This window comes from Rosenbergiella nectarea, from assembly GCF_900111105.1.
In the GTDB taxonomy this organism is placed as follows: Bacteria; Pseudomonadota; Gammaproteobacteria; order Enterobacterales; family Enterobacteriaceae; genus Rosenbergiella; species Rosenbergiella nectarea.
Genome location: NZ_FOGC01000006.1, coordinates 65,608 through 91,894, shown reverse-complemented (window position 1 = coordinate 91,894; position 26,287 = coordinate 65,608). Strand labels below are relative to the sequence as shown.

The window sequence follows — 26,287 nt, the reverse complement described above, 5'->3', positions numbered from 1 at the left end:
CGAGATAACATTCACTCTCTGAGAAAAAGAAGGATGTGCAGATGAAAACATTAATTAAAATTGTATCGGTGCTGGCACTCACCGCAAGCTTAAGTGGCTGCATTTTACCGCCTTGGGGTGGCCCTGGTGGCGGCGGCGGCGGTGGCGGTGGCGGACCAGGTGGTCCTCACTATGGTTTTAGTCAATCACGTTAATTAACAAATAGTTTCTTCGAACCTTCATAAAAGCAGTGTATTCTGATAAATAATTCTACAGAGTATCTGTGAATTACATTATTGACTCATAAGGAGAAGTAGAATGAAACAGATGTTAATGACGCTTGCCTTAGCAACGACTTTAGTCGCAGGTTATGCTTCAGCAGCTGAAAAAACCGCTCAGCAACAAAAGATGACGGTATGTAATCAGCAGGCGAGCTCACAAAGCTTAAAAGGCGATAGCCGTAAGAGCTTTATGAGTAATTGTTTGAAAAAAGACAGTAAAGCCTCAGGCCTGACGGCTCAGCAGCAGAAAATGAAGACCTGTAATGCTACCGCGAAAGATAAGAAGTTAGCGGGTACAGAGCGTAAGTCATTCATGAGTAGCTGTCTGAAAAAATCTTAAAAGCTAATCACCCAATACCGTCTATACCGTATTGGGTGATTCTTTCTATCAATACTTGCCTAAGGTGCGATTCAACGCCCTTAACCTCACACTGTTCCTACGCTATTTCTTGCTTAGCGCATCTGATTTAGCAATACAGGCCTGCATTGCTTGCATAATCGATGAGCGAAAGCCGGTCTCTTCCAGCATTGCTACGGCTTCAATAGTGGTACCGCCTGGCGAGCAGACATTATCTTTTAACTCCCCAGGGTGTTTACCGCTCTCTAACACCATTTCAGCAGAACCTTTCACCGCCTGCGCGGCGAATTGGTAAGCTTTCGCGCGAGGCATGCCTGCCAACACCGCCGCATCGGCCATCGCTTCAATCAATATATAAATGTATGCTGGGGCTGAACCACTGACACCGACCACCGCATGGATCAACGATTCGCTGACCACTTCAGCTTTACCGAACTGACTAAACAGTGTCACCACCGTTTCAGTTTCTTGCTCAGTCACCGTACTGTTAGGGGTGATTGAGCTCATTCCTTCACCCACTAGGCAAGGAGTATTCGGCATAACACGGATAATTTTTTGCTCTTTCGGAAGCGCAGAGGCTAAGGATTCCAACGTCACCCCTGCCGCGACGGAGACTATCACCGTCTCTTTTCGCAGATGACTGGAAAGCTTATCGAGCGTCTCCAATAAGGCATTAGGTTTCACTGCGGCAATCAGGTAGTCTGCTTTTTCGGCCAGTTGATTAGCGCTATCCATCGCGGTCACGCCGAATTGGTCGTGCAGATCACTATTCGTTTTGGGTTTACGGTCAAAGACGAGAATATGTTCAGCGGGTAGGGACTTACTCTTGATCAAACCGCTAATCATCGCGCTGGCCATATTGCCACACCCTAAGAAGCCTATCTTTACGTTTTTCATATCGCTGTTAAACCTTATCTATGACAAATCCATGAGAAGTTATTACTATACACAATTATCTTTCACCATAAGTATAGAGGCAGAATAAACATGATATGGGTCGATGCCGATGCCTGTCCGGTGGTCATTAAGGAAGTGCTCTACCGCGCAGCGGAAAGAACCCAAACTGTGGTGACCTTCGTCGCTAATCAGTCTTTACGAGTCCCCTCGTCTGAATATCTCCGCACGCTACGGGTGGCGGCGGGGTTTGATGTGGCGGATAACGAAATTGTAAAGCGTGTGGGTCCGGGGGAGCTGGTGATTACCAGTGATATTCCTCTCGCAGCAGAAGTGTTGGAAAAAGGGGGAGAGGCGCTAAATCCGCGTGGGGAACGTTATTCTCGTGAGACAATTAAACAACGCTTAGTAATGCGTGACTTTATGGAAACGCTGCGTTCCAGCGGGATACCCTCTGGCGGGCCCGCAGCGTTGAGTCAAAAAGATCGTCAGCTATTTGCTAACGAGCTTGATAAGTGGTTTCGGGCAGGTTAAGCCTGAGTCGTGGTTTTATAAGAAGCTATCGTCGTCGTCACCAAAGCTGCTATCACCAAAGAAACTACTGTTGTCATCATTCTGCGGTGACTCCCAGCCATTAGTAAAGTCACTGGAATCGGCTTGCTGATTAAAGGTGTCTAGGTTGGAATCGTAATTCGGTTGTTCGAGCGGTGGCTCATTAATAATATTGACGATCTCTTCAGGTTGAGAATGGTGGAACATGCTCGTCAGCATATCTGCCATCACCACCCCTCCGGCAACACCCACCGCCGTTTGTAAAGCTCCGCCCAAGAAGCCGGTGCCACGCGCTGCAGGTTGCTGTGGCGCATTATTGTAACCTTGCTGTGGGGCGGCATTTTGCGTATTGCCACCCCAACCGCTATTTTGTTGAGGCGCGCTTTGTGGACGGCTGTTCCCGCCGCCGAATAGCCCGGAAAGGAAGCCACCGCTGTTTTGTTTCGGCTGCTCAGCGGCCTGACGTTCAAGCTGCGCCACGCGGTCATTCAGTTTCTTTAACGCGGCCTCTTGGATAATAATGGCTTGTGCCATGTAATACGGCGCGTCCGGTTGGGACTGTAAATGCTGTTTAATACGCTGTTCTGCGCCGCTATCACGTGCGCTGGATTGCGTTTCTGCCTGTTGCAGGCGACCAAACAGGTCATCAATGAGTTTTTGCTCTTCAGTTTGCATCAGAAACCTCTTTTTTGTTAACAGCAACAAGATAACTAGGCACTCCTGCAATAGGCCGGAACGCTCTGCTTAGCTGATGATATGGGGATAGTTAAGCCAAAGGGAAGGGCTTAGCCGTAAATAAATGTGTTTTCTTACCTTTAGCGGGATAGCCGTCAACCCGTAATACAGTTATGATGCCTACAGATCACTTACTATGGAGACGTCCGCCTGGCGGCGGTAGAGGATGTTCTGATTATGTCATTTCCGGTATACCTCATCGGTGCCCGAGGCTGTGGTAAAACGACGGTGGGGAAGTTACTCGCTTGTCAACTCAGCTATTATTTTTGCGATACAGACCAACAACTGCAACAACAACTAGAACAAAGCATAGCAGATTACGTCGCGCAGCACGGTTGGGGTAATTTTCGCCAACAAGAACATCAGGCCCTGCTCACTGTTAGCTCAGACAGTACCGTCGTTGCAACGGGGGGAGGCATTATTCTTCGCGACGACAATCGTCAGCATATGCGTGAAGCGGGTACGGTAATCTGGTTAAGTGTGGACCCTCATGTACTGGTTAATCGGCTCACTGCTGATCCTGAAATCGGCCAACGTCCAACCTTAACGGGTAAACCGATAACCGAAGAAATTTTTGATGTGCTCCAAAAACGTCTTCCTCTTTATCAGCAGGCGGCTCATCATACTATCGATGCCAATCAACCGCCGGAAAAAATAGTGATAGATATTTTAACGGTATTAAGCCGCGATTCGTTGACGGCATAATGTCACGCGCTCTCTGAAGGTCATTCGTCACTCACCTTTATTTCTAAAAAGGAAATAGTATGCTTAAAGCGAACGAGTATTTTGAAGGTAAAGTAAGATCGATTGGATTTGCAAATAGCCTAGCGGGCGAAGCCAGCGTAGGGGTAATGGAAACCGGTGAATATACGTTCAGTACGGCAAAAGCTGAGGAGATGACGGTGATCAGTGGTGCGCTAAAAGTATTATTACCGGGTGAGACGGAGTGGCAATGGTTTGAAGCGGGCACGGCCTTTAATGTCCCGGAACATAGCGAATTTCACCTACAGGTAGCAGAGCCTTCGGCTTACCTTTGCCGCTATCTGTAAGGAAAAAACAGGCTGCCGACCTACGGCAGCCTGTTTCAAACAGCTAGTGCTCGGCCTCACCCCCTAGACTCTCGGTGAGTGAATCGATAAACGCCGCTAATTCACCGGTCATCAGCACGAAATCGGCATCGAAACGTAAATCGGCTTCTTCGCGGCTAATATCATCATTTTGCTCACGCAACGTATCGCTAAACTTGATGCGTTTGATCGACACATCATCATTGAGTAAGCACTGCACGCGCTCTTGCCAATCAATGCCCAGTTTGGTGACACGTTTACCCGACTCAATATGGTGGGCGATCTCATCACAGACTAACTCTTGTTTCTTACAGCGGATCACGCCGCCTTCTTCCAAGGTCGCTTTTAATTCGGCCTCGTCTAGCAGTGTAAAGCCAGCGCTTGGCGTGCCAGAGCGAACCCACTCAGTGAGGGTGATTTCCACAGGGGTTTGCAAGGTAAGCGGTACCACCGGTAACGAACCTAGACTTTTACGTAACAACGCCAAGACATCTTCGGCTTTTTTAGCGCTGCCGCTATCCACGATAATGCGTTGATGTTGAACATCGATCCAAATCCAGGTCTGACTGTAGCGGCTAAAGGCACGAGGCAGCAGACTATGAATCACTTCATCTTTTAAGGAATCTTTTTCCGTCTTCTTTAAGCGACGCTGTTGCTCAGTTTCTAGTTTTAGCACTTTGGCCTCGAGGGCCTGTTTAATCACGGTGGCCGGCAGCATTTTCTCTTCTTTGCGTGCGCAAAGCAGAAGTTGCCCTTGGCTGGCATGAACTAAGGTTTTCCCTTGCGGGCCGAGGGGGGAAACCCAGCCCATAGCGAGTTTATCTTGGCTTCCGCAAGGCGTGAACTGGCTGGACGCTAATTGCGTCTCAATCTCTTCAGCAACTAGAGGGATCTCTCGGGTTAATCGGTAGACCATCATATTTTTAAACCACAACATTTACTTTCCTCTGTTTGCTTTTGGCTGCGCGTATCATACTGAATTTACCTGAGGGTTTCAGCCACTATAGCACGCGATTACTGGCTGATTGCCAAAGAAGAAAAGCCTAAGCCATTCACCTTTTTCACTTTAATCTGTACGGGAATACGTTCTTTCATCGCCTCAACATGGCTGATCACGCCGATCATTTTCCCCGAGGCATTAAGGCTATCCAGCGCATCCAGTGCGGTATCCAAGGTGGCGGAGTCAAGCGTACCAAAGCCTTCATCCAGGAACAGGGAATCGATATGGTTCTTTTCACTCATCAAGTCAGATAGCGCTAAGGCAAGCGCAAGGCTGACCAAGAAGCTCTCCCCCCCAGAAAGCGTTTTGGTATCACGGCACTCGTCTGCTTGCCATTGATCAACCACTTGTAGTTCGAGTAAGTCACGCTCCGTTCGCTGTAAGCGATAGCGGCCGTGTAAGCGTTCGAGTTGCTGGTTCGCGAGCCACACGAGGTGCTCAAGCGTTAGGCCTTGAGCGAAGCGACGGAATTTATCACCGCTGGCCGATCCAATCAGCTCGTTAAGGTGATCCCAGGTGGCGAGATGCGCTTGGCGTTCGGAGATCATCGCCACTAGACACGACTGTTGCTGAGTCAATTTATCGTCTGATTGGAGCTGCTGAGTCACCTCACCTTGCTGAACTAATACCCGTTGGTAACGTTCCTGTTGTTGCTGGCGTCGCGCGGCAAGCACCTCTCCAGTCTCTTGCGCGAGGGGGGGAGGGGCTTGGCTATGCTGTCGCATTGCTTGTTCGGCCTGCTGAAGTCGAGTTTCAGCGCGATCAATCTGCTGTTCAGCCTGTTCAACTTTATACTGATAGTCGTTAACGACGGACTCCGGCAAAATAGCCTCAAGAAATTGCTGCTGATCGCTGAAGCGCGACGCCTGTAACGCTTGCGCGAAATGTTGCTCAGTCTGCTGGCGCTGCGTTACGAGACTATCGAGGTACGTGGTGAGCTGCCGCATCTCACCACTCATTTGTTGTTGTTGATCTTTACTCTGCTGCCAACGTTGCCGGTGCTGCTGTTCATCGAGGCGATGTTGCGCGGCACGCGCCTCAAGTGCTTGCCGTAACGCGTTTACTGATTGTTCACCCACCAATGTCTGGCGCTCTGCTCGGCATTGCTGATGAGCAGATTGACACCTAAGCAGCTGTTGCTGACGTTGGTTGATTTCCGCTGCACGCTGGGTCTGTTCACGCTGTAGGGAGGCCAGTCGCTCAGTCAGCGTATGATGGGTCGTTTCACACGTAAGTCGCTCTTTCTGCCGTTCTTGGTACTCTCGCCAAATTTGTTGGTACTCGGTCAAGGTCTCGGTCAGTTGCGCTATCGTCAGTGGCGGTAATTGGTGTCGTGCTAAGTGTTGTAATAGGCTATCCAGAGCCTGTTGAAAAGCATCGTAAGCCGTCTGGGCTTGCTGAGTCATGGCATTGAGTTGTTGCTGCTCTGACTGAGATTGCTGATCCGTTAAGGCTGCAGCTTGTTGTTGCTGTTGAAGATCTTGTTGATGTTGATGGAGCGCTTTCTCGAGTTGGTAGTGTTCGGCGTGACGACGTTGCTGCAGCTGGAGAGCCTGTTGATAGCGCTGCTGATAATCCTGCTGCTGGGCATAAGCCTGTTCCAGACCCACACGGTCATCAAGCGTCAGGCTAACGCCATGTTGTCCGGTCTCCTGTTGCCACGCAGCGTGCAGCGTGGCAATACGCTGTTCCACTTGCGCGAGTATTTCTCGTTGCTGCTGTACCTCACGCTGACTGTTGTGGCAGTCAGCCTCTAAACGGGTGACCGCTTGTTTTAGACCATCGACCGCTGCTCGTTGCTGATCACGGGCAGAAAAGTGAGTCGTTGAGACCAAAGACGCGGCGCTTTCCTGATGGCCAGGGTGAGAGGGTGATCCACATACCGCACAAGGCTCCCCTTCCTGCAAACTTTCGCGCAGTCGTTGCAAATCTGCGACCTGCTGCTCTAAAACACAGAGTTTCTCTAACGCATTGAGTTGTGCGGTCTCAGACTCGAGCTGTTGGCAATGTCGGTTATGCTGCTGCTGTAACGTGATCAGCTGCTGTTCGCTACGGGTAAGCGCTTGTTGCGCCTGCTGAGCAGCTGCCGTCTGTGTTTGCCACTGATCGGAATAGCGTAATAATTGTTGATAGCAGGGGATTAACTGCCCCTGCTGTTGATACCAGTGCGTTAAGGCTTCAAGAGCCGTCGCTTCCTCTTGGGCCGCCGGATGTTGTTGCAAAGCCATTAAGGCGGATTCACTCTGTACGACGAGTTGTTGCGATGCCTCAATCCGCTGCTGTTGACGAGCGCGCTCTAGACTCAGGGAGTGCAGTTGGCTTTTGCGCTGTTCAAGCTGTTTGACCATGGCTTGATGAGCGTTCATTTCCCGTAGAAGATGCTCGGCAGTGTGCTGCCAGCCACCCAGTTCAGGTCCCCAATCACTGAGTGTAGGATAGCGGTTTTGCCACTCCTCTATTGCACGAATACGTTGCTGCTGGCTTTCCGCTTGTTGCGTTAACGCGCTGAGTTGTTGGGCCGACTCATGATAGGTCTGTTGCAAGGGACGTTGTTGTTGTTCAAGTTCCTGCTGTTGCTGAGTTAACTGTTTGATCCGCTCATCAAGAGGAATGATCTGTTCTACCAGTAATTGCTGTTGCTGCTGCTGGTGGTGTTGAAATTGCTGGTCCGCTTGCACTGTGCTTTGCCAAGCTTGATAGCGGATCTGTAACTGCTGCTCGGCTTGGTCAACCTGTTGTTGTAACGTCGATTGTTGAGTGCGCGTCGCCGCTAAGGCCTGGGTCGACTGCTCCAAGGCTTGCCAGAAGGGTAACAGTTGTGCCGCCGGTTGATAGGCAGCAAGTTGCTCACGCAGGGGGGCGAGTGTGTCTGCCTGCTGCTGAGTCGTGACTAGCGCCTGCTGGCTCTGGGTAACCTGTTGTTGAAGCTGCTGCTGAGTCTGCTGCCAATGTAACGCATTGTGTAACTGTTCGATGTGTTGATGCAGGGCATCGCGTTCTCGCGCCAAGTCATCACGGCGTTGAGATAAGGCTTCACGCTGTGTATCGTCGAGGAGGGTGACCCCAGAGAGTTTGGCCTGCAACTGGTCTAGCTCAATCTTGTACTGTTTATGCTGCTCGTAAACCTGCTGTGACAGGCGACCATAGATGTCGGTACCCGTAAGCTCTTCCAGTAATTCGGCCCGTTCCGCCACTGGGGCGTTGAGGAATGCGGCGAATTGCCCTTGTGACAGCATCATTGAACGAGTGAATCGTTGGAAATTCAGGCCAGAAAGTGTTTCGAGGGTTTTCAGTTTATCTGAAACCTTATCCGCGAAAATTTTATTATCGGCATAGCGAGCGAGCTCGACTTTTGGGGGCTGTAACTTACCACGATGATCGTTTCTGGCTCGATTTTGGCTCCAGAAGGCTCGCCAAGCTTCCCCTTTGATTTCGAATTCAACCTCTGCTAAACAGTCGCTGGTTCCTCGGGTCATTAGCTGATTCTGCGTTGGCGAGATAGCGCCTAAACGCGGCGTCTGATGATAAAGCGCGAGGCATATTGCATCCAATAGCGTGGTTTTTCCTGCCCCGGTTTCTCCAGTGATCGCGAACAAGCCATTATCGCTAAAAGGGGGTAACCGAAAGTCGATAAACCATTCCCCGCGAAGAGAATTTAAATTCTTAAGCCGTAACGTTAATATTTTCATGGTTTACCCCTGCGCCTCATCCAACTGCGCAGAGACTTCTCGAAACCGTTGCAGTAGGATCTGATACTGGTCATCATCCAGTGGCTCTTGGGCTAATCGTCGCCGAAAAACCTCTTCAGGCGTCAATTCGCTTAAGGTCTCTTTAACTTTCGTGGAGAGGGCGAGGGGAGACTGAATTCGTTTACGTCGCAGTAACAGAATTTCTACGGCAAGGCCCGCTGTCATTTTTTCCACTCGTTGTTGTAAATCGCTGAGATATTCCTCGTGGTGGATCTCAATATCCAACCAGATTTTCTGTCCATTAGTCGGCGGCTCGAGGGCTGCAAGCTGATCCGCGAGTTCGTTTAATGTCCCTTTGAGTCCACGCATAGGTTGAAAACACGGAATATCCACCGTTTGCCATTGCAGTGGCTCGCCTGTCGTCAGGGTGATAAGCGTGATGCTCTTTGACGAACCTAGCTCGTCAAAACTCAATGGGATTGGTGAACCGGAGTAGCGAATCGGTTTATCACCACTGACATTTTGTGGCCGATGGATGTGCCCCAGCGCGATATAATCAGCCGGTGGAAAGGCACTTGCAGGAAAGGCCTCTAAAGAACCGATATAAATGTCGCGGACAGAATCACTCTTCGACACGCCAAGTGCGGTAAGATGGCCGGTTACGATAATCGGTCGTTCATCGAACTGATGTTGCTGCGAGTAGTCACGCGCTTGCTGAAAAATATCATGATAATAACCAGTGATCGCGTGTAACAGGTCTTGTTGTTTCTCTCTTCCCGAAAGACCGGCCTGGCTAAGCTGAATATCCCGAGGGCGTAGATAAGGAATTGCGCAGAGTATTGCCGCAACATTACCTTGCCTATCGGTTAACGGAAAGATCGGGGAGTCAGCCTGCTCAGTCGGGCCAGTAATAATATGGGTATTAAGGCAGGCAACCAGTTCTCTCGATTCATTCAGCGTTGCCACCGAATCATGATTACCCGCTAAAAGGTAAAGCTGACAGCCGGTTTCTTGCAGCGACACAATAAATTGATTTAATAGCTCCCGGGCGTAACTCGCCGGGGTGGCGGTATCAAAAATATCACCGGCCACAATGATGGCCTCGACCCCTTGGTCGATGACCAACGCCTTTAACCACTGAAAAAAAGCCTGATGTTCTGCGGCACGACTTCGAGCATAAAAAAACTGGCCCAAATGCCAATCTGAGGTATGAACTATTTTCATCAGGCTTCACTTCTAGAGTTATAAAGTTAGGAGTATAGCCTTTACCGATAAGGCAAAAAACACCTCGACGCAAACTTGCAATCGGTAAGGGAAGATGATTAGTTACTAACGTTATTCATAAATCTGTAATAAAAGTGACAGATAATGGCGACCATGCCTAAGTAAGTGGTTAATTTTGGAGATAAAATGGCCAAGCGGATCTTAGTAGTAGAAGATGAAGCGCCCATTCGTGAAATGATTTGTTTTGTATTAGAACAGAATGGTTATGACGTAATCGAAGCAGAAGACTACGATCGTGCTCTCCGACAATTAATTGAGCCTTGGCCAGATTTGATCTTACTCGATTGGATGCTGCCCGGCGGCAGTGGTATTCAGTATATTCGGCATTTAAAGAAAGAGGCCTTCACTCGCGATATTCCGGTGCTGATGTTGACCGCGAAAGGGGAGGAGGAAGATCGGGTTCGGGGGCTTGATGCCGGGGCCGATGATTACATGCTTAAGCCTTTTTCACCGAAAGAGTTGATTGCAAGGATTAAAGCGATCCTAAGGCGGATCTCACCGATGCCAGAAGATGAAGTCATTGATATCCAAGGTCTTGTCCTCGATCCAAGTTCTCACCGAGTGATGGCGGGTGAAGTACCGATCGATATGGGGCCGACTGAATACCGCTTACTACACTTTTTTATGTCACATCCCGAAAAAGTCTATACTCGCGAACATCTACTGAATCAGGTCTGGGGCACTAACGTTTACGTGGAAGATCGCACGGTAGACGTTCATATTCGACGCTTACGTAAAGCATTGGAAATCTCGGGTTATGAAAAAATGATTCAGACCGTTCGTGGCGCAGGTTACCGTTTTTCGGTACGTTATTAGGGGGCGATGCGGTGCTTGATAAATTATCGCTCAAAACACTGTTACTTGAACTGTGTCTTGTCCTTATTGTCGCCTCGGTCATCGGATTTTTTTTTCACCAACCGGCCATTGCCATCATTCTTGGGCTGTTAGTACTGATAGGCTGGCACTTCAAGCAGCTCCTGCGTCTCTCTCATTGGCTCTGGATTGACCGGAGCATGACCCCTCCCTCAGGACGTGGCAGTTGGGAGCCGCTCTTTTATGGCTTACTCCTGATGCAACAGCGCAACAAGCGCAGACGTAGTGAGTTACGCTCGTTAATCCAACGGTTTCGTAGTGGGGCAGAGTCGCTTCCCGATGCGCTAGTTTTGGTAACTGAAGACGGTAATATCTTCTGGTGTAACGGCTTAGCGCAACATTTGCTTGGGCTGCGTTGGCCCGAAGACAATGGCCAAAATATTCAGAACCTCCTGCGTTATCCCGAATTCTCGCGTTATCTGCAGCAACGCCAATTTACTCAGCCTCTCGTGCAAGGACTGAATAATGGCCAGCAGATGGAATTTCGGGTGATGCCTTACAGCGATCAACAATGGTTGATCGTCGGTAGGGATGTCAGCCAAATACATCAGCTCGAAAATATGCGCCGTAATTTCTTTGCTAACGTGAGTCATGAGCTGCGTACACCCCTTACCGTACTGCAAGGCTATCTGGAGATGTTGGAAGGCGGAGATATGCCACCGGCGAGTCAGCAAAAGGCGCTAGCATCGATGCAATCTCAAACTCAGCGTATGGCAGAACTGGTCAAACAGCTTCTCACGCTTTCGAAAATTGAAGCGACCCCAGCCTATGAGATGCGTCAACATATCGATGTCCCTCGACTTCTGGAACAGGTTTATCATGACGCGACGGCATTAAGCGACGGGCGGCATCAGGTGGTCTGCGAGGTTGATCAAACCTTAGCGGTGCGCGGGAATGAGGAGCAATTACGCAGCGCGCTCTCCAACCTAGTGTTTAATGCTATCAATCACACGCCGAGTGGGACGAGGATCACCATCAGCTGGCAGAGAATAGGCAATGGCGCAGAATTTACAGTGAGCGATAATGGACCGGGAATAGCCCCAGAACACTTATCGCGACTTACTGAACGCTTCTATCGGGTAGATGGCGCACGCTCCCGCCATTCCGGAGGCAGCGGTTTAGGATTAGCGATTGTTAAACATGCCCTGAGTCATCACGGGAGTAAGTTACGGATTGAGAGCCAGCCTTATCATCAGACGGTCTTCAGCTTTCAGTTAGGCAAGGCCTATATCCTGTCTGAAGAGCAATAGTCTGGACCGCTAAACCGATAGGGGACGGATTTACGGAGCGTTTGACCTGCTACCTATCTGTGCCCACTGGCTAATAGTTTGCCTGCGACGACTCAATGTCGCTGTCGTTGGATATCAGTCAGTGACTCGTCGACCAGCGTGAAAGACGACAGTAGCAAGGGTTCGTATTTAGGCCACTGCGTCAGTCTGAACAAAAAATGCTCATATCATTTTCTAAATGTTTCACTCTATACTTAGCATAATTACTGCTTAAATCCTCTTTTTTAGAATATCCTCCTGCATTGCGCTTGCTCTGTTGCCTTTGTTTGTTATAAAAGATTTACTTATGAGCTTGACGGAGCTTGACGGAGCTTGTGGCTCAACGCCATCCCACTTTTTATTCCCTCTGGCCCAGGCATTTAGAAGGGGAAGTGATCGTCAATGAACTATAACTTTTATAAACGACAGGGCGACATAGAGTATTTATGATGAAACGTTTAACAACTAGGGACATTTTTGCGCTGGGGTTTATGACTTTCGCGCTATTTGTCGGTGCGGGTAACATTATTTTCCCACCGATGGTCGGTATTCAATCCGGCGAACATGTTTGGGTTTCCGCTGTAGGTTTCTTGATTACTGCAGTAGGTCTACCCGTTGCGACCGTGATTGCGCTGGCGCGCGTCGGCGGTGGAGTGGATAGCCTTAGCACGCCAGTCGGCAAAGCGGCAGGTATTGTGTTGGCGATGGTCTGCTATTTAGCCGTGGGTCCGCTCTTCGCGACTCCGCGTACCGCAACGGTCTCTTTTGACGTCGGGATTGGTCCATTAGTAGGTGAAAACTCCCAGGCACTGGCCATCTACAGTGCAATCTACTTCTGCTTAGTCATCGTGATCTCGCTGTTCCCAGGAAAGCTTCTTGATACTGTCGGTCATTTCCTTGCACCGGTTAAAATTGTTGCGCTAGCGATTCTGGGTATTGCCGCCTTGATGTGGCCTGCTGGAAATAATCTACCGGCGACAGAGGTCTATCAGCATGCGGCCTTTTCAAATGGCTTCGTGAATGGTTACCTGACCATGGACACCTTAGGGGCGTTGGTATTTGGTATCGTTATCGTCAATGCTGCACGTTCACGTGGTATCGAAAATCCACAATTACTGACGCGCTATACCGTGTTTGCAGGATTAATCGCCGGAGTGGGGCTGACACTGGTCTACCTGTCTCTGTTCAAGTTGGGGTCAGACAGCGGCAGTTTAATTAGCCAATCGGCTAACGGTGCGGCGATTCTACACGCTTATGTGCAACACACATTTGGAGCGGGTGGTAGCTTATTCTTGGGCGTGCTGATCTTTATCGCCTGTATGGTTACCGCTATCGGCCTGACCTGTGCCTGTGCCGAGTTCTTCGCTCAATACATCCCATTGTCTTATAAGACGTTGGTGGTAATCCTGGGCGTATTTGCGATGATTATTTCAAATCTGGGCTTAACACATCTGATCGCGATTTCAGTGCCAGTACTTACCGCTATTTACCCGCCGTGTATCGTTTTGGTACTGCTAAGCTTTACCCTTAATTGGTGGCAAGAAGCGGGGCGTATCATCAAACCTGCGATGGCGGTCAGCTTAGTGTTCGGGATTATCGATGGATTAAAGGCCAGTGATTTCAGTTCAGTGGTGCCGGCAAGCTTGCAACATTTGCCTCTCTCTGAACAGAATTTATCGTGGTTACCCCCAGTGTTAGTCGTTATTATTGTGGCGGCTATCATTGATAGAATGAAGGGCAAGGCTGTCAGCGTGAAAACCACGCAGTAAACAGTGTTGAAGTGAACAACCACGGGCTAAGGCTCGTGGTTTTTATTTGTGGGATCGGAAAATTATGCAACCAAAAAATACCCTAAAGCGGGGATTGAGTACTCGGCATATCCGTTTTATGGCTTTAGGTTCGGCGATAGGGACGGGCTTATTTTATGGGTCGGCTGATGCGATTCGTATGGCTGGGCCAAGTGTACTGTTAGCCTATATTATCGGCGGCTTAGTGGCCTATATTATTATGCGTGCCCTCGGCGAAATGTCGGTGAATAACCCTTCAGCCAGTTCGTTTTCGCGTTATGCAAATGATTACTTAGGGCCTTGGGCGGGGTATTTGACCGGCTGGACTTACTGTTTTGAAATATTGATCGTCGGTATTGCTGATGTGACGGCTTTCGGCGTCTACATGGGGGTCTGGTTCCCGGAGGTGCCTCACTGGATTTGGGTACTGAGCGTCGTGTTTATCATTGGCGCGATTAACTTGATGAGCGTGAAAACCTTCGGTGAAGTCGAGTTCTGGTTCTCCTTTTTTAAAATTGCCACAATCACTCTAATGATTATCGCTGGCTTTGGGATGATTATTTGGGGCATTGGTAATGGTGGACAGCCTACAGGTATCTCTAACCTGTGGACCCATGGCGGATTTTTTGCTCATGGCCTAGTCGGTATGTTGCTCTCGCTGCAAATGGTGATGTTCGCTTATGGTGGTATTGAGATTATTGGGATTACCGCAGGTGAAGCCGAAAATCCTGAAAAATCGATCCCGAAAGCGATCAATTCCGTTCCTTGGCGTATTTTGGTGTTCTATGTCGCGACGCTGTTCGTGATTATGGCGATTTATCCTTGGAACCAAGTTGGTACGCAAGGTAGCCCGTTTGTGCTTACCTTCCAGCATTTAGGGATTGCCGCGGCAGCGTCTATTCTTAATTTTGTCGTGATTACTGCCTCACTCTCTGCGATCAACAGCGATATTTTTGGGGTGGGTCGTATGCTGTACGGATTGGCTGAGCAGGGACAAGCGCCCGCGATTTTCCGTAAGGTTTCCTCTCGCGGTGCCCCGGCAGTAACGGTCGTGGTGATGATGGTGGCATTATTGATTGCAGTACTACTGAACTATTTGATGCCCGAAAAAGTCTTCTTAGTTATCGCCTCACTCGCGACCTTTGCGACGGTATGGGTATGGATTATGATCCTGCTTTCGCAAATTGCGTCACGGATTAAAATGGGAAAAGAAGCGGCAAAATCGCTTAAGTTTGCTCTACCCGGCGGTGTGGTATTGTCGAGTATCGCGGTAATCTTCCTAGTCTTTATTATTGCTTTGATAGGCTATTTCCCCGATACACGTTTGTCTTTGTATGCGGGGGCGATATGGGTAGTCGTGTTGATGTTAGGCTATCCACTGACTCGCCGTAACGGAAAGTCAGCGAAGCTTTAGGAGAAATTCGCTGCCGAGATGTCGGCAGCGAATTGCCTTAGGCAGGAATACGCAGAGACTGACCTGGGTAGATCTTATCTGGATGCGATAGCATCGGTTTATTCGCTTCAAAGATTTTGTTGTATTGGTTAGCGTCACCGTAGACTTGCTTGGCAATACCACTTAGCGTGTCACCGGACTTAACGGTGTAGAACTTGCTTTCAGTCGTTGCGTCAGTCGCTTTAACGTTATCTTCAACATTACTAATCCCAGCAACGTTACCGATAGCCACCAAAATTTTCTCTTTCAACTCTTGGCTGATTCCATCGCCACTAACAGTTGCTTTATCACCCTCGACATTCACTTGTACTTTGTCTGCGCCAGGGATCCCCAGTTTTTTGAGGTGGTCCTGAATTTTGGTCGCCGCGTCATCATGTGAGGAGACCGAGTTCCAAATTTTTTCACCTGCTTCTTTAACAAAATCAAATAAGCCCATTACAAACTCCTGTTTAGGTCGTGAAAAGATCAAGTATTTCATCGTAAAGCATAGACTATTTCTTCCACAATGCGAGATATCTGGCTGTAGCGAATAAATTTAGCGCCAGACGTTTCTGTCATCTGGGGTTCGCGCTACACTAGTTGACCCTACTGCCTCAGTATTGGAGCCACTATGTATTGCCCTTTTTGTAACGCTGTTGATACCAAAGTCATTGATTCTCGTTTAGTCAGTGAAGGGTCGTCAGTGCGTCGCCGTAGGCAGTGTTTACTCTGTAGTGAACGGTTTACCACCTTCGAAATAGCCGAACTGGTCATGCCACGTGTCATTAAAAGCGATGAAGTGAGAGAGCCTTTTGATGAAGAAAAAATGATGCGTGGACTGATGAAAGCGCTAGAGAAACGCCCCGTCAGTGCCGATGCCTTGGATAATGCCGTGCACCGAATCAAAGCGAGATTACGCGCGACCGGAGAACGTGAGCTGCCGAGCAAGGTAGTGGGGAATTACGTTATGGACGAGTTGAAATTATTGGATAAAGTCGCCTATATCCGCTTTGCTTCAGTCTACCGTAGTTTCGAAGATGTTCGCGAGTTCGGCGAGGAAATCGCTAAGCTAGGGAGTGAGTAATGTCAGATAAAGAGTTTATGCAACAGGCTTTACAACTCGCCGCACGAGGACGTTTCACCACTAGCCCTAATCCGAATGTCGGATGCGTTATCGTTAACGTCGGTGAAGTGGTGGGCCAAGGCTGGCATAAAAAAGCGGGCGAGGGGCATGCGGAAGTTAATGCGCTGCGTGAGGCGGGTGATAAAGCACGAGGTGCGACGGCGTATGTCACCCTCGAACCTTGCAGTCATCATGGCCGGACTCCACCCTGTTGTGAGGCGCTTATCGCGGCAGGGATCTCTCGGGTTGTGGTGGCAATGCAAGATCCTAACCCTCAGGTAGCGGGGAGAGGCTTACATCGTCTACACCAAGCCGGGATAGAAGTGGAATTTGGCTTGTTAGCGGCAGAGGCGGAAGCATTAAACCGAGGCTTTCTAAAGCGGATGCGCACGGGCTTCCCTTGGGTACAACTAAAAATGGCTGCCTCACTCGATGGCCGCACCGCCATGGCGAATGGCCAGAGTCAGTGGATTACCTCGCCAGCAGCACGCCACGATGTACAACTGTTGCGTGCCCAAGCCTCAGCCATACTCACTACCAGTCAAACTGTCCTCGCCGATAATCCTAGTATGAATGTACGTTGGGCGGAGTTAACGCCTGAGGTCCAAGCGGTAATCGGTGGAGAAGATCTGCTACGCCAACCGATTCGTGTGGTGCTGGATCGCCACCGTCATGTTAACGACGATCAGACACTGTTTACGACGACTGAGGCGCAGACATGGCGAGTGGTGACCCAGCCCGCGGAGGACTCCTCTCGCTGGACGAAAACGTTAGTGGTTCCCGAGCACCAAGATAATATCGATTTAGTCGCATTGATGATGGTTCTAGGTAAACAGGACATTAACAGTGTGTGGGTGGAAGCCGGTGCCACGTTGGCAGGCCAGCTATTACAAGCCGGTGTCGTGGATGAGTTAATCCTGTATATGGCACCGACCTTAATGGGAACGGATGCACGTGGGCTTTGTGTGCTACCCGGTCTTGAGCACCTTGCTCAAGCCTTACGATTTGAGATACAAGATATTCAACAAATTGGCTCGGATATCCGTATTATTTTACAGCCAATCTCAGTGTCTGCGTAAAAGCCTAAGCAGTTCGTTAAACATTATGCTAGAATTCGCGCCCTGTTGGGCGTCTAACTCTTAACCTGAAGGATATTTATGAAAATTATCGAAGCGCCGGTTGCTACGCCAGAAGCAAATATTGCGATTGTTATCGCTCGTTTCAACAACTTCATTAACGATAGCTTGCTTCAAGGTGCGGTCGATGCGTTAAAACGTATTGGTCAGGTCAAAGACGAAAACATTACCGTGGTGTGGGTACCGGGTGCTTATGAACTGCCACTCGCTGCACGGGCCTTAACACAGACTAAAAAATATGACGCAGTCATTGCGCTAGGCACCGTAATTCGTGGCGGTACTGCACACTTTGAGTTTGTGGCAGGAGAAGCCAGTTCAGGTATTGCGAATGTTGCGATGAATAGCGACATCCCAGTTTCCTTTGGTGTATTGACGACCGAAAATATCGAGCAGGCTATTGAGCGTGCTGGAACTAAAGCGGGTAATAAAGGGGCAGAAGCTGCTCTGACCGCACTCGAAATGATTAACGTATTAAAAGCGATTAACGCCTGATTCTGAGGGGATTTTTGTGAAACCTGCTGCTCGCCGCCGCGCCCGAGAGTGTGCTCTTCAAGCACTTTACTCTTGGCAATTATCGAAAAACGACATTGCTGATGTTGAATATCAGTTCCTTGCTGAAAACGACGTCAAAGACGTTGATGTGCTGTACTTTCGGGAGATCCTGACAGGCGTAGCGAACAACAGTGATTATCTTGATAAGCTGATGCAACCGCACCTGAGCCGTCGCCTTGATGAGCTGGGTGAGGTTGAAAAAGCTGCTTTACGCATCTCACTTTATGAATTAAGTAAGCGTGATGACGTTCCTTACAAAGTTGCGATTAACGAAGGGATCGAACTGGCCAAAACATTCGGCGCAGAAGATAGCCATAAGTTTGTCAACGGTGTATTGGACAAGGTTGCTCCACAAATTAGACCTCGCCGTAAATAATGCTATGAGGCCGGATATTCCGGCCTTTTTTTATGGCTCAGCAAGACAAAAAGGTAAGCATGATGGCTGGCGGAGAATTTGAGATTATTAGTCGTTATTTTAATCGTAAAACGACTTATAGACGAGATGTAGAAACAGGGATTGGTGATGACTGCGCATTATTGAATCTTGCTCCCAATCAGACATTAGCCATTAGTGTTGATACATTAGTGGAAGGTACACATTTTTATCACGATATTGCTCCGGATGACCTTGCCTATAAGGCATTAGCTGTCAACTTGAGTGATTTGGCTGCAATGGGCGCAGACCCTGCTTGGTTAACGTTAGCCATTAGCCTGCCAAAGATCGACCACCCATGGCTTCAAGCCTTCAGTGATGCCCTATTCGAACAACTCGATTATTATCATATGCAATTGATTGGGGGGGACACCACGCGCGGTCCACTGTCCATGACATTAGGGATCCATGGGCTGGTGCCTGCAGGTAAAGCGTTGAAACGAAGCGGCGCGCAGCATGGTGATTGGATTTTTGTCACGGGGACACTAGGCGATAGCGCGGCGGGACTTGCCCTGTTACAAGATAAATTATCGACGGCAACCGTTGAGCAGCGAGATTATCTACTGAAACGGCACTTACGCCCGACGCCGCGTATTTTAGCAGGCCAAGCGCTGCGCGATTTAGCGTCTTCCGCGATTGATGTATCGGACGGGTTGCTTTCCGATCTCGGCCATATTCTGCAAGCCAGCGGTGTTGGCGCGAAGATTGAACAAGATCATCTGCCGTTATCGGCGACGCTCCAAGCAGTGGTTTCACGGGAAGAGGCGATTGATTTCGCCCTAAACGGTGGAGAAGACTATGAACTCTGCTTTACTGTCCCCGAGGTGAATCGTGAGGCGATACTCGTCGCGCTCGAGAATCTAGGCGTAGAAGGGCGGTGCATTGGCCAGATTTTACCGGCATCCGAGGGTATTACCTTATTTGATGAAGGTAAGAAATTACCCTATCAACCAAAGGGCTTTGACCACTTTACCGCATAAAAAAACCCCCGATTATCGGGGGTTACTTCAGGTATGGCGTTTTTTTCTATGCAGACCACTGCTGGTAGCTGTTGAGTATTCCCTGACTGTCTAAGCCAAGTGATGTTCTGACTTCTTCCTGCGTACCCTGAGCGATAAATTCATCGGGTAATCCCAGGTTGAGGACGGGACGCATCAGTCGATGAGCCATTAGCAGTTCATTTACACCACTCCCAGCACCGCCTTTAATCGCCCCTTCTTCTAGCGTAATAAAAGATTTATGGGTTTTTGCGAGCGCAAGCACCAGCTCTTCATCGAGAGGCTTCACAAAGCGCATATCGACTAACGTTGCGCCTAATTGCTCAGCCGCGAGTGTCGCTTCTTCAAGTAGTGTACCGAAGTTTAAGATAGCCACCTCAGCCCCTTCCCGTACAACACACCCTTTACCAATCGGTAGAGCCGTCAATGGACGCTCTGGCAGACCGATACCGTTACCACGCGGATAGCGCACGGCACTAGGGCCTTGGCGATAGTGGTAACCCGTGTAGAGCATTTGACGACACTCGTCCTCATTGCTCGGTGTCATGATAATTAAGTCCGGCACGCAGCGTAAGAACGCAATATCAAACGCGCCTTGGTGGGTTTGTCCATCTGCTCCCACAATACCGCCGCGATCGATTGCGAATAACACCGGCAACTTCTGAATCGCCACATCATGGATCAGCTGATCGTAGGCACGCTGTAAAAATGTCGAGTAGATGGCAACCACCGGACGATAACCGCCAATCGCTAATCCTGCCGCGAAGGTGACAGCATGTTGTTCGGCAATAGCGACATCGAAGTATTGCTGCGGGTACTCACGCGAGAAACGCACCATCCCGGAGCCTTCACGCATCGCCGGAGTGACCGCCATCAGTTTAGGATCTTGCGCCGCCACTTCACACAACCAGTCGCCAAACACCTTCGAATAGGTTGGGGCAATACTGGGTTTACTGGCAGGTAACACACCACTTGCGGGATCGAATTTCGGCACAGCATGCCAGCTTATCGGGTCTTTTTCAGCCGGGGCGTATCCTTTACCTTTCTGCGTAATGATATGCAGAAATTGAGGGCCTTTTAGCTGACGCATATTCCATAACGTACTGACGAGCGTCAGGACGTCGTGTCCATCCACTGGGCCGATATAGTTAAAGCCTAACTCTTCGAATAAGGTTCCAGGGGACACCATACCTTTAAGATGCTCTTCCGTGCGTTTAAGGAGCTCTTTAATCGGCGGGAAGTTATCGAAGGCGCGTTTACCGCTCTCGCGCAGTTTAGAATAGGTTTTACCCGAGAGAAGTTGGGCGACGCGATTATTCAATGCCCCAACATTTTCGGAGATAGACATGTCATTATCATTAAGGATAACTAACATATCGGGTTTAATATCACCGGCATGGTTCATCGCTTCGAATGCCATTCCTGCGGTGATTGCGCCATCGCCGATGATACAGGCTACTTTACGGTCTTTTTGTTCTTTCTGCGCGGCAACCGCCAAACCTAAACCTGCGCTAATAGAGGTTGATGAGTGTCCGACACTTAATACATCATGTTCACTTTCCGCACGCCACGGAAACGGGTGAAGCCCATCTTTCTGACGAATGGTACCGATTCGATCACGGCGACCTGTCAAAATTTTATGAGGGTAGGCTTGATGGCCGACATCCCAAATTAAGTGATCGAAAGGTGTATCATAGACATAGTGCAATGCGACGGTAAGTTCAACGACACCAAGGCCAGAGGCAAAGTGCCCACTCGATTGACTCACGCTATTGAGCAAATACGCGCGCAATTCTTCGCAAAGCTGTGGCAACTTCTCTTTAGGAAGTTGGCGTAATTGCTGAACGGTCTCAGCCAAGGCCAGAGTGGGATAAAGGGTATTGTCAAAACTCATCAGAGACTCATCATAAAATTTATTTATTACGCTCAACGATATAACTCGCTAACGCCTGTAATTGCTGGGTATTGAAGCCATGCTGTTCAAGCTGTGCCAGCGCGTTGATGGCTTCTTGGTAAAGCTCTTGGGCTTTAGTACGCGCTTGGGCAAGCCCTAATAATCCAGGGTAGGTGCTTTTACCGTGGGCGACATCCATCCCTTGTTGTTTACCCGTGACTTGGCTATCGCCGGTAACATCTAAAATATCGTCTTGCACTTGGAAGGCAAGCCCAATTGCTTCAGCATAACGGTCAAGTATCGGTAAGTATTGGCGGCTCTTTTCACCGGCACTTAAGGCCCCTAAGCGAATAGCGGCGCGAATTAATGCCCCGGTTTTATGACGGTGGATAGTTTCCAAGGCTGCCACATCCAACGTTTTACCTTCTGCCTGTAAGTCTAAAGCTTGACCCAGTACCATGCCGGCTGCGCCGCTTGCGCGGGCTAATTCGCTTACCATTGCAAGCCGCGTCTTATCCGAAACGTCTTGCATAGGATTGTCACTTAAAATCGAAAACGCCTGCGTCAGTAATCCATCGCCCGCTAGAATTGCGGTATCTTCACCAAAAGCAATATGGCAGGTTGGCTGTCCACGGCGAAGGCTATCATCGTCCATAGCAGGTAAGTCGTCATGAATAAGAGAATAAGCATGAACATACTCGATTGCTGACGCTGGCACATCCAACACTTTTGGGTCGATACCGAACATCTCTCCGGTCGCGTAGACCAGAAAAGGACGCATTCTTTTACCCCCTAATAATACGCCATGATGCATGGCTTTATATAAGGGAATAGACTGAAAAGTAAGATTCTCTAAACATTCTTCGAGCACGCGATCAATACGGGTACGGTAATGCGTTAAGCTAGTGGAGAGATCCATGATCACTTTTCCGGTGCGAACGTTGATAATTCAGCATGCTCGTCTTGAGCGAGGAGAATTTGTACCCGTTGCTCGGCTTGCTGTAGTTGCTGTTGACCTTGGCGTGCAAGGATCACCCCTTTTTCGAATTCGTTGAGGGCATCCTCTAGCGGCAGTTGACCGCTTTCTAAGCGTTGTACAATGGCTTCCAACTCAGAAAGGGATTGTTCAAAGCTTTTCGTCGACGCAGGTTTTTTAGGCATATACAGTACCGGCTTGGTGAGTGAGCGATAATTAAGATATATGTTAGCTGACTAGAGGGTTTTCGCAAAATACTCTGTAGCGCACGACTAAAACAAGCTATGACACCCTAATGGTGATATACTACGCGCGCTTAATTCAGAGGGTAACCCTGAAAACTATTTTAACATATAAACGGTTAATTATTAACGTTTATTCCCACGTAAGTTAGTGCCATTATGAAGTTTATCGTAAAATTATTTCCAGAAATAACGATCAAAAGCCAATCTGTACGGCTGCGCTTTATCAAAATTTTATCCAGTAATATACGAAACGTGCTGAAAAGCGTTGATGAAGATATTGCGGTAGTTCGTCTGTGGGACCACATTACCGTTCGCACGCGAAAACCCGAACGCAGCTTAGCGGTGGCAGAAGCACTGACTCGGATCCCGGGCATCCATCATGTGCTCGCGGTTGAAGATCGTAGCTTTACCAGCTTGCATGATATTTTTGAGCAAACCTTGGCCATGTACCAGACGCAACTTGAGGGTAAAACCTTCTGTGTGCGTGCCAAACGCCGTGGTAAACACGAGTTCACCTCACATGAGGTAGAACGTTATGTTGGCGGTGGGTTGAACCAACATATAGAGTCAGCCTCCGTCAAACTGCAAAATCCGGATATGACGGTACATTTAGAGATCGATCAAGATCGCTTATTGCTGATCACTCACCGTTATGAAGGACTCGGTGGTTTTCCAATAGGGACGCAAGAAGATGTTATCTCGTTGATCTCCGGCGGTTTTGACTCAGGAGTCTCGAGTTATATGCTGATGCGCCGTGGCAGCCGGGTTCACTATTGCTTCTTTAATCTTGGCGGTGCTGCTCACGAAATTGGTGTACGTCAAGTTGCGCACTATCTTTGGAATACCTTTGGTCGTTCCCACCGTGTGCGATTCATCACGATCGATTTCGAGCCAGTTGTCGGTGAGATTTTAGAGAAAGTTGATGATGGGCAGATGGGCGTTGTACTGAAGCGAATGATGGTTCGTGCGGCCTCGCATATTGCGGAGCGTTATGGCGTTCAAGCGTTGGTGACCGGTGAAGCCCTTGGCCAAGTGTCCAGCCAAACCCTAACTAATCTTCGTCTTATCGACAACGTCTCGGATACCCTTATCCTGCGTCCCCTTATCTCGCATGATAAAGAACACATCATCAAAGTAGCTCGTCAAATCGGGACCGAAGACTTTGCGAAGACCATGCCTGAATATTGCGGAGTGATCTCTAAGAGCCCTACCGTGAAAGCGGTTAAAGCTAAGATCGAAGAAGAAGAGAATAATTTTGATTTTAGTATTTTGGATCGGGTCGTTTCTGAGGCGCGTAATATCGATATTCGTGAAATTGCCGTCGAGACCACGGCAGAAGTAGCAGAAGTTGAGTCTGTCAGTGAATTAACGGCTCAGGATTCGATTCTGGATATTCGTTCAATCGATGAACAAGATGATCACCCACTGGAGCTCAGTGGCGTGGAAATCAAATCGATACCTTTCTATAAGCTGAGCACTCAATTTGGGGAGTTGGACCGTTCGCGCACGTGGCTACTTTACTGCCAACGGGGTGTAATGAGCCGATTACAAGCCTTATACCTGCATGAGCAAGGATTCACGAACGTTAAAGTGTACCGTCCATAATGACAAAGGCCTCGATAATGAGGCCTTTTTTTTACTCTTGATAATTGTAAATCCCGATGGGGAGGGCGAGATCATGGGTAATGGCATGAGCATCTTCCTTTCCCTTCAACAGTTCGATGATTTTCAGCGACATATCGGTTGCGCACAACGGTCCTTGGCCGCTCAGTAGGTGATAGCGTGGATCGACCACAACACGCCGCTCCTGCCATTGCGTATGCTGTAGTAAAGCGCTCTGTTGCGGCAGGCAGGTTACATTTGCCCCCCGATAACGGTCGACCTTATCAATTAATCCCGGTACGACATGACTCATGGCCGCCACGTAACCTTGGCTTGCCGTGAATTGAGCGATGGATTCAATGACTAAGTCGCTTCCGGCGTAGGTTTCACAACTTTCCTTTCCCCCAATCAAGAGAAGTAAGTCATGGGCTGTATCGACAGCTTGGCAAAGGGGGACGTCGGCCTGAAATGTCAGTCCCTCTGCGCTGCGAAGGGTGAGAGCGCTGTCACCCTCGACACTCGCTACGGTAATATGTATACCGGCGCGCGGCAGTAGACTTAAAAACGTGGTGATCTCAATGGCATCATTACCATGAGCGAGGCAGAGTAGTACTGAGGGCGTCGCCGACATATTCGGATTCCTTTTGTTTAATCCATTGATAAAGCGCCGAATGCTGAGGCAACGTTAACCCATAGCAGCGCGCCCGTTTAAGGAGATAACCATTGATATAGTCGATTTCAGTTAAGCGCTTTGCGTGGATATCTTGTCGCATAGAGCTACTATTTTCGGCGGTGAGGCCAATAACATTGACGACCAGTTCGTATAACTGATGCGCATCGGTAGGGATCCCTTCACGGTTCATCACGGTGGCAAGTTCGTCACAAAGCGCCCTGACTTCGTCGAGAACCTCCTTTAGCTCACCATTATGACAGTCATATTTTACCGTTAAAGGATTAATGACCGCATTAACGGCTAATTTTTTCCATCCAGAGATTTTAATCTGGTCATACCAAGCCACATCGGGCAGGGCCTGATGAAGCATATCAGCGATATGGCTTACCGATTGTGCCGCTGCATTCAACGGTCCGAGCTGAGTGAATCCCCACGCTTTATGCAGTGTTGCGGCTGAGGTGCGATAGGCGGCTTGCGTGGTCACTGCGTGGCACAAGGGCTGAGTAACGGTAGGCAGATCATCGATTACCCCTAGTCCGTTGTGCATTAAGACAATGGGGCAATCTGCAGGAAGCAGAGGCAAAATCAGTGTTAGTCCTGATTGGAGTTGTTGGGCTTTTAATGTCACCAGTAATAACTCACACTGCTGTAGAAGGCGACCATCGTTAGCGGTGAACCTATGATGATAAGACTCCTGTTCAGGGGTGAAGACCTGTATGTGGAGCTGTGACTGTGGCACCCTAAGCCAGCCTTGCACGGTGTGGCCTGCTCTGGACAGAGCGGATAACCATATCTGACCTAAGGCGCCACAGCCTAATACTGTAATTCTCATAAAATTCCCTCGCAATCCATCGCCATTTTTTGCTGAACAGTTGTGTCGTTATTACAGATCGGTATTATGCATGTCAACGATTTAAGAGGAGAAGAAAATATGCCATCTTTCGATATAGTTTCAGAAGTTGAAATGCCAGAAGTGAAAAATGCTGTAGAAAATGCGAACCGCGAGCTTTCAACGCGTTTCGATTTTCGTAATGTGACGGCGGAAGTGACACTGAATGAAAAGAATGAAGTGATCACCGTGAGTAGCGAGTCTGATTTCCAAGTACGTCAAATTGTCGACATTCTGCGTGAAAAAATGTTGAAACGGGGAATTGAAGGGGCCGTGCTCGATGTACCAGAAGAAATCACCCATAGTGGTAAGAGCTGGAGCCTGGACATTAAGATGAAGAAAGGGATTGAATCCGACATTGCCAAGAAAATTGTTAAAGTCATCAAGGATGCCAAACTGAAAGTTCAAACCCAAATTCAGGGAGAATCTTTGCGAGTGATCGGTAAATCTCGTGATGATTTACAATCCGCGATGGCAACGGTGAAAGCGGCTAATTTGGGACAACCGTTCCAATTTAAAAACTTCCGCGATTAAGGTTAACTGCCACTTACCTGAGATAATTTTCAG

At 49.0% G+C, this 26,287-nt stretch carries 27 protein-coding genes; 16 read left to right on the top strand and 11 right to left on the bottom strand.

Going from position 1 to position 26,287, the window contains the following annotated elements:
* Nucleotides 1-41 precede the first annotated feature (41 nt).
* Both BMX14_RS16590 and BMX14_RS08745 read left to right on the top strand, forming a co-directional pair.
* Nucleotides 42-194, top strand: coding sequence for a hypothetical protein (locus BMX14_RS16590; RefSeq protein ID WP_177173120.1), 153 nt, complete (start codon nucleotides 42-44; stop codon nucleotides 192-194).
* Nucleotides 195-297: 103 nt separating this feature from the next.
* Nucleotides 298-600: a PsiF family protein gene (locus tag BMX14_RS08745; RefSeq protein ID WP_048911639.1), complete on the top strand. Its 303-nt coding sequence runs from the start codon at nucleotides 298-300 to the stop codon at nucleotides 598-600.
* Between the two features lie 102 nt (nucleotides 601-702).
* Here BMX14_RS08745 and proC read toward each other — a convergent pair whose 3' ends face one another.
* Nucleotides 703-1,515, bottom strand: a complete 813-nt coding sequence (gene proC, locus BMX14_RS08740; protein ID WP_092675668.1) for a pyrroline-5-carboxylate reductase — start codon at nucleotides 1,513-1,515, stop codon at nucleotides 703-705.
* Between the two features lie 90 nt (nucleotides 1,516-1,605).
* Here proC and BMX14_RS08735 point away from each other — a divergent pair, with 90 nt between their 5' ends.
* A complete protein-coding gene (locus BMX14_RS08735) occupies nucleotides 1,606-2,046 on the top strand; it encodes a YaiI/YqxD family protein (protein ID WP_092675665.1) in 441 nt (146 codons plus the stop codon).
* Between the two features lie 15 nt (nucleotides 2,047-2,061).
* Here BMX14_RS08735 and BMX14_RS08730 read toward each other — a convergent pair whose 3' ends face one another.
* Nucleotides 2,062-2,739, bottom strand: a complete 678-nt coding sequence (locus tag BMX14_RS08730) for a DUF2076 domain-containing protein (RefSeq protein WP_092675662.1) — start codon at nucleotides 2,737-2,739, stop codon at nucleotides 2,062-2,064.
* Between the two features lie 237 nt (nucleotides 2,740-2,976).
* On the opposite strand from BMX14_RS08730, the gene aroL reads away from it, so the two are divergent.
* Together aroL and ppnP are read left to right on the top strand one after the other, a co-directional pair.
* Nucleotides 2,977-3,504, top strand: a complete 528-nt coding sequence (gene aroL, locus BMX14_RS08725) for a shikimate kinase AroL (RefSeq protein ID WP_092675659.1) — start codon at nucleotides 2,977-2,979, stop codon at nucleotides 3,502-3,504.
* Nucleotides 3,505-3,563: 59 nt separating this feature from the next.
* Nucleotides 3,564-3,848, top strand: coding sequence for a pyrimidine/purine nucleoside phosphorylase (gene ppnP, locus BMX14_RS08720; RefSeq protein WP_092675656.1), 285 nt, complete (start codon nucleotides 3,564-3,566; stop codon nucleotides 3,846-3,848).
* Nucleotides 3,849-3,891: 43 nt separating this feature from the next.
* Here the strand turns inward: ppnP and rdgC are convergent, their stop codons facing one another.
* From rdgC to sbcD, 3 genes are all read right to left on the bottom strand, one after another.
* Entirely contained in the window at nucleotides 3,892-4,803 is a 912-nt protein-coding gene (gene rdgC / locus BMX14_RS08715; protein ID WP_092675654.1) for a recombination-associated protein RdgC, read from the bottom strand.
* Between the two features lie 77 nt (nucleotides 4,804-4,880).
* On the bottom strand, nucleotides 4,881-8,555 hold the full coding sequence (locus tag BMX14_RS08710; RefSeq protein ID WP_092675651.1) for an AAA family ATPase: 3,675 nt from the start codon (nucleotides 8,553-8,555) through the stop codon (nucleotides 4,881-4,883).
* Nucleotides 8,556-8,558: 3 nt separating this feature from the next.
* Nucleotides 8,559-9,779 carry an exonuclease subunit SbcD gene (gene sbcD / locus BMX14_RS08705; protein WP_092675648.1) on the bottom strand — a complete coding sequence of 407 codons (1,221 nt, stop codon included), beginning with the start codon at nucleotides 9,777-9,779 and terminating at the stop codon, nucleotides 8,559-8,561.
* Nucleotides 9,780-9,965: 186 nt separating this feature from the next.
* Between sbcD and phoB the strand changes: the two genes are divergently transcribed.
* The 4 genes from phoB (at nucleotide 9,966) to proY (ending at nucleotide 15,181) form a co-directional block, all read left to right on the top strand.
* Nucleotides 9,966-10,655, top strand: coding sequence for a phosphate regulon transcriptional regulator PhoB (phoB, locus tag BMX14_RS08700; RefSeq protein ID WP_092675644.1), 690 nt, complete (start codon nucleotides 9,966-9,968; stop codon nucleotides 10,653-10,655).
* A gap of 11 nt (nucleotides 10,656-10,666) precedes the next feature.
* Nucleotides 10,667-11,962 (top strand): phosphate regulon sensor histidine kinase PhoR, encoded by a 1,296-nt coding sequence (phoR, locus tag BMX14_RS08695; protein ID WP_092675641.1) that lies wholly within the window; start codon nucleotides 10,667-10,669, stop codon nucleotides 11,960-11,962.
* A gap of 464 nt (nucleotides 11,963-12,426) precedes the next feature.
* Entirely contained in the window at nucleotides 12,427-13,749 is a 1,323-nt protein-coding gene (gene brnQ, locus BMX14_RS08690; RefSeq protein WP_092675638.1) for a branched-chain amino acid transport system II carrier protein, read from the top strand.
* 64 nt (nucleotides 13,750-13,813) lie between these two features.
* Nucleotides 13,814-15,181, top strand: coding sequence for a proline-specific permease ProY (gene proY, locus BMX14_RS08685; RefSeq protein WP_092675635.1), 1,368 nt, complete (start codon nucleotides 13,814-13,816; stop codon nucleotides 15,179-15,181).
* Between the two features lie 37 nt (nucleotides 15,182-15,218).
* Here the strand turns inward: proY and lysM are convergent, their stop codons facing one another.
* On the bottom strand, nucleotides 15,219-15,656 hold the full coding sequence (gene lysM / locus BMX14_RS08680; protein WP_092675632.1) for a peptidoglycan-binding protein LysM: 438 nt from the start codon (nucleotides 15,654-15,656) through the stop codon (nucleotides 15,219-15,221).
* 174 nt (nucleotides 15,657-15,830) lie between these two features.
* On the opposite strand from lysM, the gene nrdR reads away from it, so the two are divergent.
* The 5 genes from nrdR (at nucleotide 15,831) to thiL (ending at nucleotide 19,423) form a co-directional block, all read left to right on the top strand.
* Entirely contained in the window at nucleotides 15,831-16,283 is a 453-nt protein-coding gene (nrdR, locus tag BMX14_RS08675; protein ID WP_092675629.1) for a transcriptional regulator NrdR, read from the top strand.
* A complete protein-coding gene (ribD, locus tag BMX14_RS08670) occupies nucleotides 16,283-17,401 on the top strand; it encodes a bifunctional diaminohydroxyphosphoribosylaminopyrimidine deaminase/5-amino-6-(5-phosphoribosylamino)uracil reductase RibD (RefSeq protein ID WP_092675626.1) in 1,119 nt (372 codons plus the stop codon). The genes nrdR and ribD overlap by 1 nt, the downstream gene beginning before the upstream one ends.
* Before the next feature lie 78 nt (nucleotides 17,402-17,479).
* A complete protein-coding gene (gene ribH, locus BMX14_RS08665) occupies nucleotides 17,480-17,950 on the top strand; it encodes a 6,7-dimethyl-8-ribityllumazine synthase (protein ID WP_092675623.1) in 471 nt (156 codons plus the stop codon).
* A 16-nt stretch (nucleotides 17,951-17,966) separates the two neighbouring features.
* Nucleotides 17,967-18,386 carry a transcription antitermination factor NusB gene (gene nusB, locus BMX14_RS08660; RefSeq protein ID WP_092675620.1) on the top strand — a complete coding sequence of 140 codons (420 nt, stop codon included), beginning with the start codon at nucleotides 17,967-17,969 and terminating at the stop codon, nucleotides 18,384-18,386.
* A gap of 62 nt (nucleotides 18,387-18,448) precedes the next feature.
* Nucleotides 18,449-19,423, top strand: a complete 975-nt coding sequence (gene thiL, locus BMX14_RS08655) for a thiamine-phosphate kinase (RefSeq protein ID WP_092675617.1) — start codon at nucleotides 18,449-18,451, stop codon at nucleotides 19,421-19,423.
* Nucleotides 19,424-19,469: 46 nt separating this feature from the next.
* Here the strand turns inward: thiL and dxs are convergent, their stop codons facing one another.
* Genes dxs through xseB form a run of 3 tightly spaced genes read right to left on the bottom strand, consistent with a single transcriptional unit; the run spans nucleotide 19,470 to nucleotide 22,496 of the window.
* Nucleotides 19,470-21,335 carry a 1-deoxy-D-xylulose-5-phosphate synthase gene (gene dxs, locus BMX14_RS08650; protein ID WP_092675614.1) on the bottom strand — a complete coding sequence of 622 codons (1,866 nt, stop codon included), beginning with the start codon at nucleotides 21,333-21,335 and terminating at the stop codon, nucleotides 19,470-19,472.
* A gap of 19 nt (nucleotides 21,336-21,354) precedes the next feature.
* Nucleotides 21,355-22,254: a (2E,6E)-farnesyl diphosphate synthase gene (gene ispA, locus BMX14_RS08645; protein ID WP_092675611.1), complete on the bottom strand. Its 900-nt coding sequence runs from the start codon at nucleotides 22,252-22,254 to the stop codon at nucleotides 21,355-21,357.
* A 2-nt stretch (nucleotides 22,255-22,256) separates the two neighbouring features.
* Complete coding sequence (gene xseB / locus BMX14_RS08640) at nucleotides 22,257-22,496, bottom strand: exodeoxyribonuclease VII small subunit (RefSeq protein WP_092675608.1); 240 nt, start codon at nucleotides 22,494-22,496, stop codon at nucleotides 22,257-22,259.
* Between the two features lie 216 nt (nucleotides 22,497-22,712).
* On the opposite strand from xseB, the gene thiI reads away from it, so the two are divergent.
* Nucleotides 22,713-24,161, top strand: a complete 1,449-nt coding sequence (thiI, locus tag BMX14_RS08635) for a tRNA uracil 4-sulfurtransferase ThiI (protein ID WP_092675605.1) — start codon at nucleotides 22,713-22,715, stop codon at nucleotides 24,159-24,161.
* A gap of 31 nt (nucleotides 24,162-24,192) precedes the next feature.
* Here the strand turns inward: thiI and BMX14_RS08630 are convergent, their stop codons facing one another.
* Nucleotides 24,193-24,789, bottom strand: coding sequence for a DJ-1/PfpI family protein (locus BMX14_RS08630; protein ID WP_092675602.1), 597 nt, complete (start codon nucleotides 24,787-24,789; stop codon nucleotides 24,193-24,195).
* On the bottom strand, nucleotides 24,746-25,663 hold the full coding sequence (gene panE / locus BMX14_RS08625) for a 2-dehydropantoate 2-reductase (RefSeq protein ID WP_092675599.1): 918 nt from the start codon (nucleotides 25,661-25,663) through the stop codon (nucleotides 24,746-24,748). The genes BMX14_RS08630 and panE overlap by 44 nt, the downstream gene beginning before the upstream one ends.
* Nucleotides 25,664-25,762: 99 nt before the next feature.
* Between panE and BMX14_RS08620 the strand changes: the two genes are divergently transcribed.
* Entirely contained in the window at nucleotides 25,763-26,254 is a 492-nt protein-coding gene (locus BMX14_RS08620) for a YajQ family cyclic di-GMP-binding protein (protein ID WP_092675596.1), read from the top strand.
* Nucleotides 26,255-26,287 lie beyond the last annotated feature (33 nt).

What these genes read in the sequence shown, in the direction of transcription:
- ribD (WP_092675626.1), top strand. Translation starts at nt 16,283, where the DNA reads ATGTCAGATAAAGAGTTTATGCAACAGGCTTTACAACTCGCCGCACGA.
- nrdR (WP_092675629.1), top strand. Translation starts at nt 15,831, where the DNA reads ATGTATTGCCCTTTTTGTAACGCTGTTGATACCAAAGTCATTGATTCT.
- BMX14_RS08735 (WP_092675665.1), top strand. Translation starts at nt 1,606, where the DNA reads ATGATATGGGTCGATGCCGATGCCTGTCCGGTGGTCATTAAGGAAGTG.
- BMX14_RS08620 (WP_092675596.1), top strand. Translation starts at nt 25,763, where the DNA reads ATGCCATCTTTCGATATAGTTTCAGAAGTTGAAATGCCAGAAGTGAAA.
- dxs (WP_092675614.1), bottom strand. Translation starts at nt 21,335, where the DNA reads ATGAGTTTTGACAATACCCTTTATCCCACTCTGGCCTTGGCTGAGACC.
- proY (WP_092675635.1), top strand. Translation starts at nt 13,814, where the DNA reads ATGCAACCAAAAAATACCCTAAAGCGGGGATTGAGTACTCGGCATATC.
- rdgC (WP_092675654.1), bottom strand. Translation starts at nt 4,803, where the DNA reads ATGTTGTGGTTTAAAAATATGATGGTCTACCGATTAACCCGAGAGATC.
- BMX14_RS16590 (WP_177173120.1), top strand. Translation starts at nt 42, where the DNA reads ATGAAAACATTAATTAAAATTGTATCGGTGCTGGCACTCACCGCAAGC.
- lysM (WP_092675632.1), bottom strand. Translation starts at nt 15,656, where the DNA reads ATGGGCTTATTTGATTTTGTTAAAGAAGCAGGTGAAAAAATTTGGAAC.
- thiI (WP_092675605.1), top strand. Translation starts at nt 22,713, where the DNA reads ATGAAGTTTATCGTAAAATTATTTCCAGAAATAACGATCAAAAGCCAA.
- ispA (WP_092675611.1), bottom strand. Translation starts at nt 22,254, where the DNA reads ATGGATCTCTCCACTAGCTTAACGCATTACCGTACCCGTATTGATCGC.
- BMX14_RS08710 (WP_092675651.1), bottom strand. Translation starts at nt 8,555, where the DNA reads ATGAAAATATTAACGTTACGGCTTAAGAATTTAAATTCTCTTCGCGGG.
- ribH (WP_092675623.1), top strand. Translation starts at nt 17,480, where the DNA reads ATGAAAATTATCGAAGCGCCGGTTGCTACGCCAGAAGCAAATATTGCG.
- proC (WP_092675668.1), bottom strand. Translation starts at nt 1,515, where the DNA reads ATGAAAAACGTAAAGATAGGCTTCTTAGGGTGTGGCAATATGGCCAGC.
- xseB (WP_092675608.1), bottom strand. Translation starts at nt 22,496, where the DNA reads ATGCCTAAAAAACCTGCGTCGACGAAAAGCTTTGAACAATCCCTTTCT.
- BMX14_RS08745 (WP_048911639.1), top strand. Translation starts at nt 298, where the DNA reads ATGAAACAGATGTTAATGACGCTTGCCTTAGCAACGACTTTAGTCGCA.
- phoB (WP_092675644.1), top strand. Translation starts at nt 9,966, where the DNA reads ATGGCCAAGCGGATCTTAGTAGTAGAAGATGAAGCGCCCATTCGTGAA.
- thiL (WP_092675617.1), top strand. Translation starts at nt 18,449, where the DNA reads ATGGCTGGCGGAGAATTTGAGATTATTAGTCGTTATTTTAATCGTAAA.
- sbcD (WP_092675648.1), bottom strand. Translation starts at nt 9,779, where the DNA reads ATGAAAATAGTTCATACCTCAGATTGGCATTTGGGCCAGTTTTTTTAT.
- panE (WP_092675599.1), bottom strand. Translation starts at nt 25,663, where the DNA reads ATGAGAATTACAGTATTAGGCTGTGGCGCCTTAGGTCAGATATGGTTA.
- BMX14_RS08630 (WP_092675602.1), bottom strand. Translation starts at nt 24,789, where the DNA reads ATGTCGGCGACGCCCTCAGTACTACTCTGCCTCGCTCATGGTAATGAT.
- ppnP (WP_092675656.1), top strand. Translation starts at nt 3,564, where the DNA reads ATGCTTAAAGCGAACGAGTATTTTGAAGGTAAAGTAAGATCGATTGGA.
- aroL (WP_092675659.1), top strand. Translation starts at nt 2,977, where the DNA reads ATGTCATTTCCGGTATACCTCATCGGTGCCCGAGGCTGTGGTAAAACG.
- brnQ (WP_092675638.1), top strand. Translation starts at nt 12,427, where the DNA reads ATGATGAAACGTTTAACAACTAGGGACATTTTTGCGCTGGGGTTTATG.
- BMX14_RS08730 (WP_092675662.1), bottom strand. Translation starts at nt 2,739, where the DNA reads ATGCAAACTGAAGAGCAAAAACTCATTGATGACCTGTTTGGTCGCCTG.